Consider the following 16998-nt stretch of genomic DNA (forward strand, 5'->3'; position numbering starts at 1 on the left):
CTCATCCCTTCTCCAAGGTGATCGCGAACAGGTGCGGTCGAGGCTTGGCGGTGGCGGGCAGGGTGAGTGATTTCGGGGAGCGAGCCGGGTCCAGCTCGATCGCCTGGTGGAAGATCGCCAGTTTCACCGGTTTCGGCCCGTCCTTGGCGTGCAGCTGACTGGTGGTGATCGCCTCGCTTTCCCCGAACGCGGCGGACGCCCGCCAGTCGGTGAGCTTCAGCGGCAGCTCCGCGGTGGAGCCGTCGGTGTAGGTGATGGTCATCGTGGAGTTGGTGTTGCCGTTGTCGCTCGCGCCGAGCAGGTGCAGCACGCCGTAGGCACCCTCTGGCAAGGCAATCGGCCCACCACCGGGCACGACGTTGTTCGGCGTGCCTTCGTGGCCGTTGACGAAGACGAACTCGATGCCGTCGTCGACCACCTTCCCGGTCTGGGGCAGCTGAGCGGCGGGATAGGTGTTGCCCGCACCGTCGAAGTCGCCGTCGCCGAGGTAGAACTCGCTGGTGATGGCGTCGTTGGTGAGGAACGCGGTGAGGTCGACCGGCACCGACGCGCCACCGGGCGGCAGCTCGGGCAGGCCCCACGGCGGGGCGGGCACGGTGGTCCGCACCGGCTCGATGACCAGGTCCGGCCGCGGTCCCTTCCGGTGCACCAGCACTTCGGCGTGCTTCGGCAGGTCGATCTCCAGCACGCCGCCGGGCAGTTCGGTCCACTTCACGCGCCCACCCGAACCGGCGACCGTGAGCGGGCCGTCGATCCCGGGCCTGAGCTTCAGCGGCTGTCCGGCCAGGCTGCGGACGCGCACGAACCGGGTGGTCCCGGCCTTGCGCACGGCACTCACCTCGAACGCGCCTTCGGCCAGGAAGTTGTGCAGGGTCACGTCGGCCCAGGCACCGGGCACCGCCGGGAAGATCCGGATCACCCCGCCCCAGCTCTGGCACAGCATGTCGTGCAAGGACTGCGCCCCGGACAACGGCGTCTCGATCACCGGGCCGGCCTCGTAGTAGTTGGTGTTCGGCTGCGCGAACCTCGCGACGAACTCGCGCAGGTGGGCCAGTGCGTCGTCGCCGCGGTTCAGCTGCGCGGAAATGGAGGCGGCGCCGGTGAAGCTGTAGCCGCGGAGCGCGCCCTCGAAGCTGATCCAGTGCTCCAGCGACCGCTCGATCAGCTCGCGTTCACCCGGCTGTTCGGCGTTGACCAGGTACAGCGGATAAACCGCGAGCATGTGCGAGTAGTGGCGGTGCGACTTCGCGAACGGCACCCCGGCGCCGACCATGAACCCGTTGGCGTCGACCGGATAGTCGACGAGCTTGTCCAGCACCTCGCGCCACTTCGGCTCCAGCGGCGACGAGACGCCGAGGATCTTCGCGGTCTCCAGCAGTGTCGCGCAGCTCCACCGGATGAGGGCGAGGTCGTAGTTGCAGTCGGGCGCGCGGCCGTATTCGGGCGAGAAGGTGGGCGGCAGGTGCATCCGGCCGTCGGGGCCCAGGTACAGGAAGTGCAGGTAGTAGTTGACCGCCTTGGTCAGCACCGGGAACAACACGTCGCGCAGCACCGAGGTGTCCATCGTGTGCCGGTAGGTCAGCCAGACGTTGTGCATCAGCCACGGCAGGTCGCCGATCTCCGCGTCGCTGTCCGGGTTCGGCACACCGACGTAGCCGGCGTCGGCGAACCGCGCGTCCGTGCTGCGGCGCAGGCCCATCGAGTCGTGCCGGTACTCCGGGCGCAGGCCGTCGACCAGCACCTGCCGGTTTTCCCGGACGGTGCGCGGGATCGGGTCCAGCTCCAGGTGGTTCGAGCCGTAGACGGGCCAGTATTCGAGCTGCGCGTTGAGGTTCCACCACACCGACGGCCACGGCGTCGGCTCGATCCACGGGCCGGTGGTCGCCATCACCGGCGCCGCCGCCCGTGCCGCCGACGCGAGCTTGTACAGCTGGATCCAGTAGAAGCTCTGGAGCAGAGCGTCCGGAATGGACAGGAAGCTGCGGCGGTAGAAGGCGTGCCACCAGTCGCGGTGGGCCCGCTCGTCGGCCGGCTCGGCGATGGTCGAGCGGACCTTGTGCTCCGCGTCCGTCGCCGGATGGCTGTGGGCCGTCGAGAGCAGCAGGTCTCCGCCGTCGGGCGAGCGGCGCACGCGGTACGCCGTCGCCGTCTGTCCACCCGCGACCATCGGCTGCACGACCACGGTCAGCTCGCCCTCGGTGGTGGTGACCGGCGGCGGGTTGGGGGTGAGGCTCGCCGGCGGATCCTCCCGGACGGTGCGCGGGCTGACCGCGGGGAGCGGGGTGAACTCCAGCCCGAACTCGCGCTCGCCACCGTCCGGCCGGACCTCCAGGTGGAACAGATCGCGCTCGGCCTGCACGAAAGAGCGAATCGCCAGTTCACCCGAGGTGGTGAAAACAGTGCCGCGAAGCTCGGCGTTCCACAGGTCCAGCCGCAGGTCGACGCCGGTGATCTCGCCGACCGGGGTCAGCCGCACCCGGCCGACCGGCAGCCGCGCGACGCCCCATTCGTTGCCGAACTTCGGGCGGTGGTCCTGCACCTCGCTGTGGTCCACGGTGAACCGCAGCGCGTTCGCGCCCGGCTCGCGGTAGACCTGCACGCCGAGAAAGCCGTTGCCGAGGAACGGACCTTCGTACCAGGTCCGGGGCACGCGCTGCCAGACGAGATCCTGCCCGGCGAGGAAGCGCGCCCACTCGTCGTCCGTGCGCATCCGGTCGCGAAGCCAGCCACTCGCTTCCGGAACGGCCGGCGCGGTCGGCGCGGTCGGCGCGGCCAGCGCGGGTGGCGCACCCAGCACCGCCCCGGCGAGCACACCACCGGCCAGTCCGTGCAGCCGTCGTCGGGAGAACTCGCCGAAATGAGGCATCCAGAACTCCATTGATCGGATGTCTAGGGCGTTGGACAACGTATGACCGAAGACAAAACCGGTCAACATCCCACAACATCGAGCACACGGATGGCCGATAGATCAGATGTAAGCGCTCTCGCGGCGACGGGTCAGCCGGGCCGCCCGGACATAACGCTCATCACATACGGCAACCCGAGGGTGAGCCCCGCGTCAAGGGCAGGTCTAGCATCCTCTGCATCCACGCCCGATGACCTTGACCAAGGCGCCTTCGCCGGAGAAGTCGCAGGTGAGCACGCCGAAGCCAGGGTCACCGGGGTTAAAGTCCATCAGTGACGTTGGAGGCCGTTCACCGATGTCCACCACTGCTGGCGCCGCGAGCGAAGCGGCGCAAAGCGATCGGGCGGGTGCCTCGCGCCGGAACGGGACGTTCTACCGCGGTGACCCCGGCATGTGGTCCTGGGTCCTGCACCGGATCACCGGCGTGCTCACGTTCTTCTTCCTCTTTGTCCACGTGCTCGACACCGCGCTCGTCCGCGTCTCCCCGAACGCCTACGACGAGGTCATCGAGACCTACAAGACGCCGATCGTCAACCTCATCGAGGTCGGCCTGGTCGGTGCCGTGCTGTTCCACGCGCTCAACGGGCTGCGGGTGATCCTGGTCGACTTCTGGTCGAAGGGCCCGCGCTACCAGAAGCAGATGCTCTGGAGCCTGGTCGGGCTGTGGGTGCTGGTGATGGTCCCCGGCACCTACTTCATGCTGGAGCGGACCGTCAGCACGATGTTCGGAGGCGGTCACTGATGAGCGCAGCGCTTCCACTCGACAAGCCGCGCAGCCCGCGGCGCCCGGCCGCCCGGCGCAGCAACTTCGAGCTGTACAGCTGGCTGTTCATGCGCATCTCCGGCGTCGCGCTGATGGTGCTGGTGCTCGGGCACCTGTTCATCATGAACATCCTCGACGGCGGCGTGCACCGGATCAACTGGGGCTTCGTGGCCGGCCGCTGGGCGTCGCCGTTCTGGCAGTTCTGGGACCTGTCCATGCTGTGGCTGGCCCAGCTGCACGGCGGCAACGGCGTGCGCACGATCATCGACGACTACGCGCGCAAGGACAGCACGCGCTTCTGGCTGAAGATCGTGCTCTACGTCTCGATGGTGCTGATCCTCGCCGTGGGCACCATGGTGATCTTCACCTTCGACCCGGACATGCCGGCCAGCTAACCCACCACACACGGTCTTGAAGGAAGAAGCGGTAAATGCAGTTCCACAAGTACGACGTGGTGATCGTCGGGGCGGGCGGCGCCGGCATGCGCGCCGCCATCGAGGCAGGCCAGCGCACCCGCACCGCGGTGCTGACCAAGCTGTACCCGACGCGGTCGCACACCGGTGCCGCCCAGGGCGGCATGTGCGCGGCGCTCGCCAACGTCGAAGAGGACAACTGGGAGTGGCACACCTTCGACACGGTCAAGGGTGGTGACTACCTCACCGACCAGGACGCCGCCGAAATCATGGCCAAGGAGGCCATCGACGCGGTGCTCGACCTGGAGAAGATGGGGCTGCCGTTCAACCGGACGCCCGAGGGCAAGATCGACCAGCGCCGGTTCGGCGGGCACACCCGCGACCACGGCAAGGCCGCGGTGCGCCGCGCCTGCTACGCCGCGGACCGCACCGGGCACATGATCCTGCAGACGCTGTACCAGAACTGCGTCAAGCACGGCATCGAGTTCTACAACGAGTTCTACGTGCTCGACATCGCGATGACCGACACCCCGGACGGCCCGAAGGCCTCCGGAGCCATCGCCTACGAGCTGGCCACCGGTGAGATCCACGTCTTCCAGGCCAAGTCCATCGTTTTCGCCACCGGCGGCTTCGGCAAGGTCTTCAAGACCACCTCGAACGCGCACACGCTGACCGGCGACGGCATGGGCATCTACTTCCGCAAGGGCCTGCCGCTGGAGGACATCGAGTTCTACCAGTTCCACCCGACCGGCCTGGCCGGGCTGGGCATCCTGCTCACCGAGGGTGCCCGCGGTGAGGGCGCGATCCTGCGGAACGAGTCGGGCGAGCGGTTCATGGAGCGGTACGCGCCGACGATCAAGGACCTGGCGCCACGTGACATCGTCGCCAGGTCGATGGTGCTCGAGGTGCTCGAAGGCCGTGGTGCCGGGCCGAACAAGGACTACGTGCTGCTGGACTGCACCCACCTCGGGGCCGAGGTGCTGGAGACCAAGCTGCCGGACATCACCGAGTTCGCCCGCACCTATCTCGGTGTCGACCCGGTCGAGGAGCCGGTGCCGGTGTACCCGACCGCGCACTACGCGATGGGCGGCATCCCGACCAACGTCCACGGCGAAGCGCTGCGGGACAACAACAACGTCATCCCCGGCCTGTACGCCGCGGGTGAGGTCGCCTGCGTGTCGGTGCACGGCGCGAACCGCCTCGGCACCAACTCGCTGCTCGACATCAACGTGTTCGGCCGCCGCGCCGGCATCGCCGCCGCGGAGTACGCCGCCGGGCACGAGTTCGTGGAGCTGCCGGAGAACCCGGCGCGCCTGGTCGAGGGCATGGTCGAGCACCTGCGCACCGCGCACGGCGGGGAGCGGGTCGCCGACATCCGCACCGAGCTGCAGCAGACGATGGACTCGAACGCGGCGGTCTACCGCACCGAGGACACGCTGAAGCAGGCGCTCACCGACGTGCAGGCGCTCAAGGAGCGCTACGGCCGGATCGCGGTGCAGGACAAGGGCAAGCGGTTCAACACCGACCTGCTCGAGGCGATCGAGCTGGGCTTCCTGCTCGACCTCGCCGAGGCGCTGGTGGTGGCCGCGCTGGCCCGCAAGGAGTCCCGCGGCGGGCACGCGCGTGAGGACTACCCGAACCGCGACGACGTGAACTTCATGCGGCACTCGATGTCGTACAAGCAGATGCCGGAGGAAGAGGACCCGGACGCCCCGCTCGGGCTGACCGGTTTCCTCGCGGACATCCGGCTGGACTACAAGCCGGTGACCTTCACCCGGTACGAGCCGATGGAGCGGAAGTACTGATGACCGCGGTAGCCGAACAGGCGCACGACACCTCGCAGATCCCCGCCCCGGAGGGCTCGCTCACCGTCACGGTGAAGATCCTGCGGTTCAACCCGGAACTGGACTCCGAGCCGCACTGGGAGTCCTACGACGTACCGGCGCTGCCCACCGACCGGGTGCTGAACCTGCTGATGAGCATCAAGAACTACGTGGACGGCACGCTGTCGTTCCGCCGGTCCTGTGCGCACGGCATCTGCGGGTCCGACGCCATGCAGATCAACGGGATCAACCGGCTGGCCTGCAAGGTGCTGGTGAAGGACCTGCTGGCGAAGAAGGGCAAGCCGACCACCATCACGATCGCGCCGATCAAGGGCCTGAAGACGGAGAAGGACCTCTACGTCGACATGGAGCCCTTCTTCGAGGCGTTCCGCGCGGTGAAGCCGTACCTCATCTCGTACGGCAACGAGCCGACGCGCGAGCGGGTCCAGTCCATCGCGGACCGGGAGCGCTTCGACGACACCACGAAGTGCATCCTGTGCGCGTGCTGCACCTCGTCCTGCCCGGTCTACTGGAGCGACGGCTCCTACTTCGGCCCGGCGGCGATCGTGAACGCCCACCGCTTCATCTTCGACTCCCGTGACGAAGGCGCCGAAGAACGCCTCGACATCCTGAACGACGCCGAAGGCGTGTGGCGTTGCCGCACCACCTTCAACTGCACGGACGCCTGCCCGCGCGGTATCCAGGTGACAAAGGCGATCCAAGAAGTCAAACGCGCGCTCCTGTTCAAGCGAGTCTGACAAGACGAGACAACACAGCGAAGACCCCGATGTCAAGGCATCTTTCCCGCCTTGACATCGGGGTCTTCGCTGTAGTCACCCTAAAAAACCGGGATGGCCCCCAACTCACACCGCCCGAGCAATCGCAATCGACCCTTCCAACCGAGCCCCGGCCTCATAAATCATGTACTCCACCCCACCATCCGTCCCGAACGACGGCGCCGCACACCGCCCACTGTCCGGCGGCCCAGCCATCGGCGCATGGAACACCCCCAGGTGCACACGCTTGCTGAAGTCGTTCCCCACCTCGGTGATACGCATACTCCCACCCGCCTCGATATTCGTGTGGTACACCACGTAAGTCGACCCATTCCGCGAAACCACGTGCGGTGCCCCGATGTTCTGCGCCCCGACCTCCTCCGGCCGAATCAGCGGCGTCTGCGAAAACGTCCAGTTCCGCGCATCCGGCGACCAGCCCCACCCGATCGACCGCCGGTTCGCCTGATTGTTGATCATGAAGACCATCACGTACCGGGCACCCTTGTCAGGCAGGTTGTGCCGGAACACCCGCGCGTAGGACGTTTCCGAAGTGCCCGCCGGCATCAACCGCGTCGAGAGCACTTCCTTGTCGTAGGTGAAATTGATGCCGTCCTTCGACCGCGCCAGCCGCGTCACCGTGTTCTCGCCGTGGAAATACATGAAGATTTCCTTCGTATCCTCATTCCACATCGCATGCGGCGACGACACATGGCTCACGTCGTACTCACCCGGCCACACCCGCGAAATGATCGGGTTCGCCGGGTACTCGGTGTACGGGCCGCCCAGTGAGTTCGAATAGGCCAGGCAGATCCCGCCCGGTGCGTCGTGCGGTGCGTAGTACAGGTAGAACCGCCCCCGCGCGTTCGGGATCCGGCCCGCCGTGCCGCGCACGCACGGGAAGATCAACTCGCCCGTCGGGTTGTACTTGAGCGCGTTCTTGTCGAACGCCGTGCGCAGGTACTTGTACGTGGGGAAACCGGGTGGCGCGGCGGACGCGGGCAGCGCCGAGGCAGCCACCAGCCCAAGGCCGGTCCCGGCCGCGATCTTCAGCGCGGATCGCCGGTTCCACAGTTCGCGCGGTTCAGTCATCGGAAGCGCTCCTTCGTCATCGGAGGATGGCGGCGAGTGTGAGCAGCCAAAACCGGCCGGTCAAGGTGCTAATACGTATTAGTCGCGCGTGACAGCCAAACCGGACAGAATGGTTGACTTCCCGCCGCACACCGCTCAGCCTTCAGCTAATCCGCATTAGCAAGGAGGCTGACCGATGAGCACGCGTCGTGCCCTGCCCCGCCAGGCGGACATCGCCCGCGAGGCCGGGGTCTCGCAGGCGACCGTCTCGGTGGTGCTCAGCGGCAACCGCGCCCGCGTCCGGATGGCCGAGACCACCCGCCTGCGGGTGCTCGAAGCCGCCGAAAAGCTGGGTTACGTGCCCGACCCGGTCGCCACGCGACTGGCGTCCTCGCGCAACCACATGCTCGGGCTGTACACCTTCAAGACCACGTTCCCGACCGACGTGGCCGACTCGTACTACCCGATCCTGGTCGGCGTCGAGGAGGAGGCCGCCGCGCTCGGGCAGGACCTGATCCTGTTCACCGGCCGCGGCGGGGCCGACCGGCGCGCCCACGACGCGGCGGCCATCCGGCGCACCAGGGTCGCCGACGGCTGCCTCTTCTTCGGCAGGCACGTGCCGGACGAGGCGATCGGCAGCCTGCTCGAATCCGGCTTCCCGTTTGTCTACATAGGACGCAGAGCCGAGCTGGACGGCCGGATCCCGTTCGTCGGCGCGGACTACGTGTCGGCCACAAGATCCGTGGTCGAGCGACTGGTCCACAACGGCCACCGCAACATCCGCTACCTCCGCGAACAGGACGACGCGCCGTCGTCCACCGACCGCGAGCGCGGCTTCCGCGAGGCGACCGCCGGGCTGCCCGCGACCGTGCACCGCCTCGATGGCGGAATCGATCTCGACGCCTGGCGGAGCGAAGGCGTCACCGCGGTGGTCGTCGAGGAGACCGACACCTCGACCGCCTACACCGCCATCACCAAAGCACTCGAAGCACGCGGCCTCACCTGCCCGCGCGACCTTTCGCTGGCCGTGCTCGGCCGTCCGCCGGTCGAAACCGGCGAGGTCACCGGCTTCGCCGTGCCACGCCGCGAGATGGGCAGGCAGGCCGTGCGCCTGCTGGTCCGCCTGATCACCCACGAGATCGGCCAGAACTCCCCGGCCGCGCGGCAACTCCTGCCCTGTGAACCGGTCGACGGCACCACCGTCGGCCCCGCGTACTGAAGGAAGCTCCACATGAACGAACTCTCCACCGAAATCCTCGTCGTCGGCGGTGGCCTCGGCGGGGTGGCCGCCGCGCTGGCCGCCGCGCGCGCCGGGCACCGTGTGGTGCTCACCGAGGAGACCACGTGGATCGGCGGCCAGCTGACCGCGCAGGCCGTGCCCCCGGACGAGAACCCGTGGATCGAGCGCTTCGGCTCCACGGCCACCTACCGGCAGCTGCGCGAGGGCATTCGCGACTACTACCGCCGCCACTACCCACTGCGCGCCGAGGCCCGCGGCCTGACCGACCTGAACCCCGGCGCGGGCCGGGTGAGCAAGCTCTGCGCCGAGCCGCGGGTCGCGCTCGCCGTGCTGGAAGCCATGCTGGCGCCGGAAATCAGCGCAGGCCGGATCACCCTGCTGACCGGATACCGCCCGGTCGGCGCGGAAACCTCCGGTGATCAGGTCGAGTCGGTGCGCCTGGCCGACGAGGGCGGCAACCTGGTCGACGTCCAGGCCCAGTACGTGCTCGACGCCACCGAGAACGGCGATCTGCTGCCCATGGCCGGAGTCGAGTTCGCGGTCGGCGCCGAAGCCCAGGCCGAGTACGACGAGCCGAACGCTCCCGAGAAAGCCGGCCCCGGAAACCTCCAGGGCATCACCTACTGCTTCGCCATGTCCCACCACAGTGGACAGAACCACGTGATCGACCGCCCGGCGATGTACGACTTCTGGCGGTCGTACCGGCCGGACTTCTGGCCGGGCCCGCTGCTCGGCTTCCTCGCGCCCGACCCGCGCACGCTGGAGCCGGTGCCGCGGACCTTCGTGCCCAACCCGGACAACGACCCGCTCGCGATCAGCGCCGACCAGAGCGCCGACGCCGGTGACAAGGAGCTGTGGGGCTTCCGGCGCATCCTGGCCAGGGGCATGCACACGCCCGGCTCCTTCGACTCGGACATCACGCTGGTCAACTGGCCGCTCAACGACTACTGGCTGCGTCCCGCGCTGGAGATCGACGGCATCGCCGACGCCGAATCGGTGAAGAAGGCGCACTACGAGGCCAAGCAACTGAGCCTGTCGGTGCTCTACTGGCTGCAGACCGAAGTCGGCTTCCCCGGCCTGAAGCTGCGCCACGACGTCACCGGCACCGCCGACGGACTGGCGAAAGCCGCCTACGTCCGTGAATCCCGGCGCATCAAGGCGGTCACCACCGTCACCGAGCACCACGTCTCGCTCGACCTGCTCGGCCCGCACGGCCGCGCGCACCACGCCGACTCGGTCGGCATCGGCAGCTACCGGATCGACCTGCACCCGTCCACCTCCGGGGACAACTACGTGGACGTGGCGAGCGTGCCGTTCGAGATCCCGCTCGGCGCGCTGCTGCCGCAACGGGTGGAGAACCTGTTGCCGGCGGCCAAGAACCTGGGCACCACGCACATCACCAACGGCTGCTACCGGCTGCACCCGGTGGAGTGGAACGTCGGCGAGGTGGCCGGTCACCTCGCCGGGTTCGCCCTGCGCCGCGGTGTCACGCCGCGCAAGGTGCGGGCCGACGAGTCGCTCTTCGGCGAGTTCGCCCATCTGCTCGACCGGGCCGGGGTGGAACGCCGCTGGCCCGACGTCCGCGGTTACTGACAACGGAGACCCGAGATGACTGCAACGACGCAGAACGTCCGAATCGGCATCGACGTCGGCGGCACCTTCACCGACGCGGTGGCGGTGGACGCGGAGACCTTCGCACTGCTCGGCCAGGTCAAGGTGCCCACCAGCCACGACCACGAAGACGGCGTGGCACACGGAATTCTCACCGCGCTGCAACGCCTCCACGAGCAGACCGGGATCGATCCGGCGGCGGTGTCGTTCCTGGCACACGGCACCACCCAGGCCACGAACGCGCTGCTCGAAGGCGATGTGGCCACCGTCGGCATCGCCGGGATCGGGCACGGGTTCGACGGCTGGGCCACCGGGCGGCTGCGCTCGCTGCGCAAGCTGGAGCTCGCGCCCGGCCGTCCACTGCCGATCCGGTACGCCGCGGTGAAGGACGCGGAGGCTCCCGAGGCGGTCAAGGAAGCCGTCGCCAAGCTGCACTCTGATGGCGCGGAAGTGATCGTCGCCGTGGAACCGTTCAGTGTGGACGATCCGTCCGGGGAACGCGCGGTGGTCACCGAGGCTCGCGCGCAGCACCTCCCGGCCACCGCGACCCACGAGATCACCGGACTCTATGGACTGTCCAAACGCGCCAGGACGGCGGTGCTCAACGCCGGGATCATGCCCCGGATGATCGACACCGCAGACCTGGTGGACCGCAGCGTCGCGGCGGCGGGCATCAGCGCGCCGCTGATGGTGATGCGCGGTGACGGCGGGGTGATGTCACTGGCGGAGATGCGCAAGCGCCCGCTGCTCACCGCACTGTCCGGCCCAGCGGCCGGGGTCGCGGGCGCGCTGATGGGCGAACGGCTCAGCGAGGGCATCTTCCTGGAGACCGGCGGCACGTCGACCGACATCAGCGTGGTGCGCCGCGGGAAAGTCCAGGTGCGGCACGCGAAACTGGGTGGGCGTGAGACCTATTTGCCCGCGCTCGACGTACGCACGGTCGGCATCGGCGGCGGCTCACTGGTCCGCGTCTCCGGCCAGTCGATCACCGCGGTCGGCCCGCGCAGCGCGCACATCGCGGGCCTGCCCTACGCCTGCTTCGCGGACGCGCTCGAAGGCGCCAGGCTGATCAGCGTTGCGCCCAAGGACGGTGATCCGGCCGACTACGCCGCCCTCGAAACCGCGGACGGCACCCGGTACGCGATCACGCTCACCTGCGCCGCCAACGCGCTCGGCGTGGTGCCGGAAGGCAGTTACGCGCACGCCGATCCGGCGACCGCGAAACAGGCGCTCACCCCGCTCGCGGCCGCGCTCGGGCTGAGCGTCGAGCAGGCCGCGACGGCCGTGCTGGACCAGGCGATCAAGCCGGTCAAGGCGGTGGTCGACGAGCTGGTCGAGGCCTACCGGCTCGACGCCGTCACCCTGGTCGGCGGCGGTGGTGGCGCGGCGGCGGTCACCCCGTTCCTCGGCCGCTCGTCCGCTATGGACTGGCGGATCGCGAAGCACAGCGAGGTGATCAGCCCGCTCGGTGCGGCACTGGCGATGGTGCGGGAGTCCGTCGAGCGCATCGTGCCGAACCCGTCGCACGGCGACGTGCTGGCCACCCGCGCGGAAGCCGAACGCGCCGTGGTCGCCCAGGGCGCCGACCCCGCCGGGGTGGACGTGGACGTGACGGTCGATCCGCAGCGGAACCTGATCCGCGCGGTCGCCACCGGTGCGACCGAGCTGCGCACCAAGGACCGCGCCGGAAAGCTCGACGAAACCGCGGTGCGCCAAGAGGTCGCGCGATCGCTCAGCGTCGAACCCGGTGCCGTGCGGGAACTCGCGGCCACCCCGCACCACCGGGTGTGGGGCGCGAAGACCCGGAAGCCCGGTTTCCTGGGCCGTTTCTTCCGGCCCGCCGAGCAGATCCGGGTGGTGGACGGCGAAGGTGTGGTCCGGCTGCACCTGTCCGGCGCGCACCTCGCCGAGACCACCGCCGGTGAAGCGAACGCGCGGCTCACCGAGCTGGTCACCGAACACACCTCCGTCGGTGACGGCGGTTCCCGCGCGCCGGCGGTGTACCTGCTGGCCGGGCCGAAGATCGCCGACCTGTCCGGCGTGCTCGACCGGGAGCAGCTGCTCGCGCTGATCGGCGCCGAACTCGGCAACCGGCAACCGGACGAGCCGCTCGTCGCGCTGCTGGAGGACCGGCGATGAACGCACTCGACCTGGGCGCGGAGTTCCTCGCCGCCACCCCGACCCACGAAAACCGCTCCACCGAACAACTCCGGACGTGGGCTCGGATCGCACTCGAATTCGGTGACGAACTCGCCGCGGCCCACCCCGAACTTCCGCAACTGGACATCCGCGAGAAGACCGGCGGGAAGCGACCCGGCGAAGTGCTGCTCGCCGAGTACCACCATCGCGACCACCGCGTGACGCTCTACCGCGACAGCCTGGACTTCGCGCGTGAGGTCAGCGCGAAACGTGGCTCGCCCATCGCGCTGGAGAAACTGCGGCGCGCGGCCATCGCGCACGAGGTCGGCCACCACCTGCTGCACGGTCCGCGCACCCGTGAACTGAACCGGCGCCTGGGTCACCGCGTGCTGCGACTGCGCGCACACGTCGCGGGCGCGGACGAACTGGTCGTCCACCGCTACGCCCAGCACCTCAGCGGCATCGACCCGTTGCAGCTCGACAACTTCCTCATCGACGCACTCACGGGAGCCTGATCATGGGTATCGCGATTGTGGCCGTGATGGCCGTCGGGGTCGGGCTGATGCTGACCCGCAAGATCCCGACCGCGTTCGCGCTCGGGCTGCTCGCCGTGGTGATCGCCGCGTTGTCCGGTGCGAGCCTGACGGGCAAGGAGAACAGCATCACCGGCTCGGTGCTGCAGACCGGGTCGGCGCTGCTCGCCGCGACGATGATCGCGGTGCTGCTCGGCTCGTGGCTGGGCACGCTGATGGAGGACACCGGGATCGCCGCGACCCTGGTGCGCAAGATCGTCGAGTTCGGCGGTGAACGGCCCGCCGTGGTCGCGCTCGGGGTGTACGGCGTGGCGATCCTGTGCGGCAGCATCACCGGCTCGGCCCCGGCCGCCATGCTCGCCGGTGTGGTCGGCATTCCGGCGATGATCGCGGTCGGTGTCACCCCGGTGGTGGCCGGCGGCACCGTCCTCATGGGACTCGCCACCGGGCTGCCGCTGGAGCTGATCGGCTGGCAGTTCCTCTCCGACGCGGTGGACCTGCCGGTCGAGCAGGTGCGCGCGTTCCAGCTGAAGGTGTTCCCGATCGCGCTGGTGGTCGGCGTGGCGTACGTGCTGATCGAGACGCGGCGCACCGGCGCGCGGCACGCCTGGGCGGTCCGCGCACCGCGGCGTTCGCGGGCGGCCGCGCGCGAACGCCGCGGGGACGCGCCCTGGTACGCGCTGCTCACGCCGTTGCTGCCGATCGTGCTCGCGCTCGGCCTCGACGTGCCGATCGTGCCGTCACTGCTGGTCGGGCTGGTCTACGGGCTGGTGACCACCACGCGGCCCGGCAAGCTCGGCGAGCGCGCGCTGCGGTCGCTGTACCGGGCCTTCGACGTGGCGGCCCCGCCGATCGTGTTGTTCATCGCGATCGGGATGCTGCTGTCCGCGGTGAAGCTGCCGGGCGCGGTGAGCGCGCTGCAACCGCTGATCTCCGCGGTCAGCCCGTCCGGCGCGGTGTGGTTCGTACTGGTTTTCGCCGTGCTGGTGCCGTTGTGCCTGTACCGCGGGCCGCTCAACGTGTACGGGCTGGGCGCCGGGGTCGCCGGAGTCCTTGTCTCCGGCGGGATCTACCCGGCGCCCGCGGTGCTCGGCCTGATGTCCTCCTACGGCCAGGTGCTCTGCGTCTCCGACCCGACGAGCACGCAGACGGTGTGGAGCGCGCAGTACGCCGGCGTGCGCCCGGAGAAGGTCATGCAGTCCACGCTCCCGTACACCTGGGTGATGGCCGCCGGCGGTCTCGTGCTGACGGCCATCCTGTTCCTCGGCTAGCAGGGATTGAGGAACCAGCAGAGCCGGAAGTTCGCCCGGTAGGTGGTCGGGGTCGCGGGCGCCACCACGTTGTGCGCCCTGGCCCCGCCGTCGGACCACGAGGTCCAGGCGTATTTCCGGTTGTTCGGCGGCACGTACTGCGGGCTGTTCGCGCTCACCGAGTTGTTCGAACCGACGATCACCGTGCGGGTGAACGGGGTTCGCTGCTCGATGCCGCCGACGGTGAGCAAGGCCTGGCTGGGCTGCGAAGTGAAGCTCAGCACGACGGTCTTCGGTTGCAGGTCCACCGTCTTCGACGCGGTCCGGCCGGAGGAGTCCGTCGCGGTCAGCGTCAGCTGCAGGTACGACGGGTACTCGTGGTCGGGTGCGACGAACGAGCCGCTCGCCACGCCGGGGAAGTCCTGCACGTTGTGCGTGTGGCAGGTGCCGTTGGCCGCGCAGTGCCGGATCGCCAGCCGCCACGACAGCGCCGACGGCGGCAGCTCACCGTCCTGGGCGTCCGCCGCCCGGCCGGAGAACGGCACGGTCTGGCCGACCTGCCAGTTCAGCGCGGCGGTCGGGGTGTCGATCACCGGCACCGGATCCAGGCCGGGCGGGTTGCCGACGGTCACCGCCACCACCGTGGTGGCCGAGGCCCCGGCCGGATCGGTCACCCGCAGGCCGATGTTGAACACACCCGTGGCGGTGTAGGTCCGGGTCGGGTTGACCGCGGTCGAGTCGTCGTACTGGCCGTCCGCGTCGAGATCCCAGGCGTAGGTCAGCGCGCCGCCCTCGGGATCGCTCGACCCGGCGCCGCTGAACTGCACGGCGAGCGGTGCCGGTCCGCTGGACGGCGTCGCGGTGGCCACCGCGACCGGCGCCTGGTTGCCGCTGCTGTAGGTCACCCGGCGCAGCTGGCCGGCGCCGAGCGCGACGTAGAACATGTCGCCACCCGGACCGCTGAGCACCTGCACCGGCACGTTCGCGCCGGTCACGAACGGCACCAGCCGGCTCGCGCTCGGCTGCCCGGCTTCGGTCTGCATGGCCCAGATGCAGCCGCGTGAGGAATCGGCGAAGAAAAGCGCGCCGGAATAGGCCGGTGGATAATTGCTACCCGATTCGAAAGCGATTCCGCTGACCGACGAACCACCGGTCGGGCACGGATCGGTCGACACGACTTTCGCGCTGTGGTTGTAGGCGTAGTAGGGCGCGGTCTGGCCACCGGCGGAATAGAGCGATTCGCAGCGGGTCAGGTTCGCCCCGTCGTATCCGGACTGCCGCGTGGCGCCTTCGAAGCACGGCCAGCCGAAGTTCTCCGCGACCGGGTCGGCGGCGTTGGTGATCCGGTTGATCTCCTCCCAGGTGCCCCAGCCGACGTCACCGGACCAGAGTTCGCTGGTGCCCGGCCGGAAGCCGAAGCGGAACTGGTTGCGCATGCCGTAGGCGACGATGCGGCGGGCGTTGGCGTCGGCGCTGCTCGCGAACGGGTTGCCCGGCATGCCTTCGCCGGTGTCCGGATGGATGCGCAGGATCGCGCCGTTGAGCAGCACCGGCTGACCGGCGGGCCGCCGCACCGACTGCGAGCGCAGCGCGCCACCCTCGGCGTTGGGTGGGGCGAGGTTCGTGCCCGCCGGGGAAGGCGGGTCCCCGCAGAGGTTCTTGACCTGGCCGTAGTCGGTGAAGTTGAAGCTGGCGCCGTCACCGCCGCCGGCGTACAGCGCGCCGTCCGGGCCGAAGGCCAGCGAACCGATGGAGTGGCTCGGGTACTGCTGGCACCACTCGGTGATCAGCGGTTTCTCGCTGACCGCGGTGCCCGCCGAGCCCATCGTCAACTGGGACACGCGGCCGGTGACCACGCAGCCGTCGTCGGTGGCACCGGGCGGGGTCGGGCAGGTGTCACCCCAGCGTGGCGCGGTACCGCCGGGCATCGCGTCGTAGGTGTAGGACACGTAGACGTAGGGCCGCGCCGGGAAGGCCGGGTCGATGGCGAGGCCGAGCAGGCCGCGGTCCCAGAAGTCCTGGGTCTGCGTGCGGAGATCGGCGAAAATGGTCGCGCTGGTGTCGGCGAGCGAGTCGAAAACCTTGAGCAGCCCGCTCTTCTCGGCGATGAACACCCGCCCGTCCGGCGCGAAGGCGGCCGCCGTCGGCGAGGTGAGCCCGCCGATCGCCACGGAATCGGTGAACCCGGTGGGCACCGCCGCGGCGACGGTCGGCACCACCGGTGCGACCACCGCGGCGAGTGGTAGGACCAGCCCCAGTGCCAGGGCTCTTCGTGTGGTGCGCAGGAAGGCAGGACGGCGTAACCCCATGACCCGAACTCCTCGACTCCGACGGCAGGGAGAGAATCGCGACTCCTGCCCGTATGGCGGCAAAAGTGCGCAATTTGTTACAGGGCCATTCGAGGGATTTTGTTCTGCACCGAGTTTCAGCCGGACATGAATGTGGCTTTCATTGCGGAAGTCGCAATGAAAGCCACA

12 protein-coding genes are annotated in these 16998 nt (G+C 69.1%); 9 read left to right on the forward strand and 3 right to left on the reverse strand.

Going from position 1 to position 16998, the window contains the following annotated elements; translation table 11 throughout:
* Window position 1 precedes the first annotated feature (1 nt).
* A complete protein-coding gene (locus YIM_RS43135; protein WP_153035850.1) occupies window positions 2-2866 on the reverse strand; it encodes a glycoside hydrolase family 95-like protein in 2865 nt (954 codons plus the stop codon).
* Window positions 2867-3200: 334 nt separating this feature from the next.
* Here YIM_RS43135 and sdhC point away from each other — a divergent pair, with 334 nt between their 5' ends.
* The 4 genes from sdhC to YIM_RS43155 are packed head-to-tail and all read left to right on the forward strand — an operon-like array spanning window position 3201 to window position 6662.
* Window positions 3201-3647, forward strand: coding sequence for a succinate dehydrogenase, cytochrome b556 subunit (gene sdhC / locus YIM_RS43140; protein WP_153035851.1), 447 nt, complete (start codon window positions 3201-3203; stop codon window positions 3645-3647).
* Window positions 3647-4063 (forward strand): succinate dehydrogenase hydrophobic membrane anchor subunit, encoded by a 417-nt coding sequence (locus YIM_RS43145; protein WP_153035852.1) that lies wholly within the window; start codon window positions 3647-3649, stop codon window positions 4061-4063. Before sdhC ends, YIM_RS43145 begins: the two co-directional genes overlap by 1 nt.
* Before the next feature lie 35 nt (window positions 4064-4098).
* Window positions 4099-5886 carry a succinate dehydrogenase flavoprotein subunit gene (sdhA, locus tag YIM_RS43150; protein WP_153035853.1) on the forward strand — a complete coding sequence of 596 codons (1788 nt, stop codon included), beginning with the start codon at window positions 4099-4101 and terminating at the stop codon, window positions 5884-5886.
* On the forward strand, window positions 5886-6662 hold the full coding sequence (locus YIM_RS43155; RefSeq protein WP_153035854.1) for a succinate dehydrogenase iron-sulfur subunit: 777 nt from the start codon (window positions 5886-5888) through the stop codon (window positions 6660-6662). The genes sdhA and YIM_RS43155 overlap by 1 nt, the downstream gene beginning before the upstream one ends.
* A 105-nt stretch (window positions 6663-6767) precedes the next feature.
* Here YIM_RS43155 and YIM_RS43160 read toward each other — a convergent pair whose 3' ends face one another.
* Window positions 6768-7769 (reverse strand): hypothetical protein, encoded by a 1002-nt coding sequence (locus YIM_RS43160; RefSeq protein ID WP_153035855.1) that lies wholly within the window; start codon window positions 7767-7769, stop codon window positions 6768-6770.
* Between the two features lie 175 nt (window positions 7770-7944).
* Between YIM_RS43160 and YIM_RS43165 the strand changes: the two genes are divergently transcribed.
* Genes YIM_RS43165 through YIM_RS43185 form a run of 5 tightly spaced genes read left to right on the forward strand, consistent with a single transcriptional unit; the run spans window position 7945 to window position 14542 of the window.
* Complete coding sequence (locus YIM_RS43165) at window positions 7945-8967, forward strand: LacI family DNA-binding transcriptional regulator (protein ID WP_194239939.1); 1023 nt, start codon at window positions 7945-7947, stop codon at window positions 8965-8967.
* Window positions 8968-8979: 12 nt separating this feature from the next.
* A complete protein-coding gene (locus YIM_RS43170; protein ID WP_153035856.1) occupies window positions 8980-10581 on the forward strand; it encodes an FAD-dependent oxidoreductase in 1602 nt (533 codons plus the stop codon).
* Window positions 10582-10596: 15 nt separating this feature from the next.
* The gene (locus tag YIM_RS43175) at window positions 10597-12738 is read left to right on the forward strand and encodes a hydantoinase/oxoprolinase family protein (RefSeq protein WP_153035857.1); all 2142 of its coding nucleotides are present in this window, start codon (window positions 10597-10599) and stop codon (window positions 12736-12738) included.
* Window positions 12735-13253 (forward strand): hypothetical protein, encoded by a 519-nt coding sequence (locus YIM_RS43180; RefSeq protein WP_153035858.1) that lies wholly within the window; start codon window positions 12735-12737, stop codon window positions 13251-13253. Before YIM_RS43175 ends, YIM_RS43180 begins: the two co-directional genes overlap by 4 nt.
* Before the next feature lie 2 nt (window positions 13254-13255).
* A complete protein-coding gene (locus YIM_RS43185) occupies window positions 13256-14542 on the forward strand; it encodes a transporter (protein ID WP_153035859.1) in 1287 nt (428 codons plus the stop codon).
* On the opposite strand, the gene YIM_RS43190 is transcribed toward YIM_RS43185, so the two are convergent.
* Window positions 14539-16830: a PQQ-dependent sugar dehydrogenase gene (locus YIM_RS43190; protein WP_228004374.1), complete on the reverse strand. Its 2292-nt coding sequence runs from the start codon at window positions 16828-16830 to the stop codon at window positions 14539-14541. The two genes, YIM_RS43185 and YIM_RS43190, sit on opposite strands and share 4 nt — an antisense overlap.
* Between the last annotated feature and the right edge of the window lie 168 nt (window positions 16831-16998).

Origin of the sequence: Amycolatopsis sp. YIM 10, assembly GCF_009429145.1 — a bacterium.
GTDB lineage: Bacteria > Actinomycetota > Actinomycetes > Mycobacteriales > Pseudonocardiaceae > Amycolatopsis.

Bases quoted from the DNA above. Each gene is read 5' to 3' on its own strand.
- YIM_RS43135 (WP_153035850.1), bottom strand. From the start codon at position 2,866: ATGCCTCATTTCGGCGAGTTCTCCCGACGACGGCTGCACGGACTGGCC.
- sdhC (WP_153035851.1), top strand. From the start codon at position 3,201: ATGTCCACCACTGCTGGCGCCGCGAGCGAAGCGGCGCAAAGCGATCGG.
- YIM_RS43145 (WP_153035852.1), top strand. From the start codon at position 3,647: ATGAGCGCAGCGCTTCCACTCGACAAGCCGCGCAGCCCGCGGCGCCCG.
- sdhA (WP_153035853.1), top strand. From the start codon at position 4,099: ATGCAGTTCCACAAGTACGACGTGGTGATCGTCGGGGCGGGCGGCGCC.
- YIM_RS43155 (WP_153035854.1), top strand. From the start codon at position 5,886: ATGACCGCGGTAGCCGAACAGGCGCACGACACCTCGCAGATCCCCGCC.
- YIM_RS43160 (WP_153035855.1), bottom strand. From the start codon at position 7,769: ATGACTGAACCGCGCGAACTGTGGAACCGGCGATCCGCGCTGAAGATC.
- YIM_RS43165 (WP_194239939.1), top strand. From the start codon at position 7,945: ATGAGCACGCGTCGTGCCCTGCCCCGCCAGGCGGACATCGCCCGCGAG.
- YIM_RS43170 (WP_153035856.1), top strand. From the start codon at position 8,980: ATGAACGAACTCTCCACCGAAATCCTCGTCGTCGGCGGTGGCCTCGGC.
- YIM_RS43175 (WP_153035857.1), top strand. From the start codon at position 10,597: ATGACTGCAACGACGCAGAACGTCCGAATCGGCATCGACGTCGGCGGC.
- YIM_RS43180 (WP_153035858.1), top strand. From the start codon at position 12,735: ATGAACGCACTCGACCTGGGCGCGGAGTTCCTCGCCGCCACCCCGACC.
- YIM_RS43185 (WP_153035859.1), top strand. From the start codon at position 13,256: ATGGGTATCGCGATTGTGGCCGTGATGGCCGTCGGGGTCGGGCTGATG.
- YIM_RS43190 (WP_228004374.1), bottom strand. From the start codon at position 16,830: ATGGGGTTACGCCGTCCTGCCTTCCTGCGCACCACACGAAGAGCCCTG.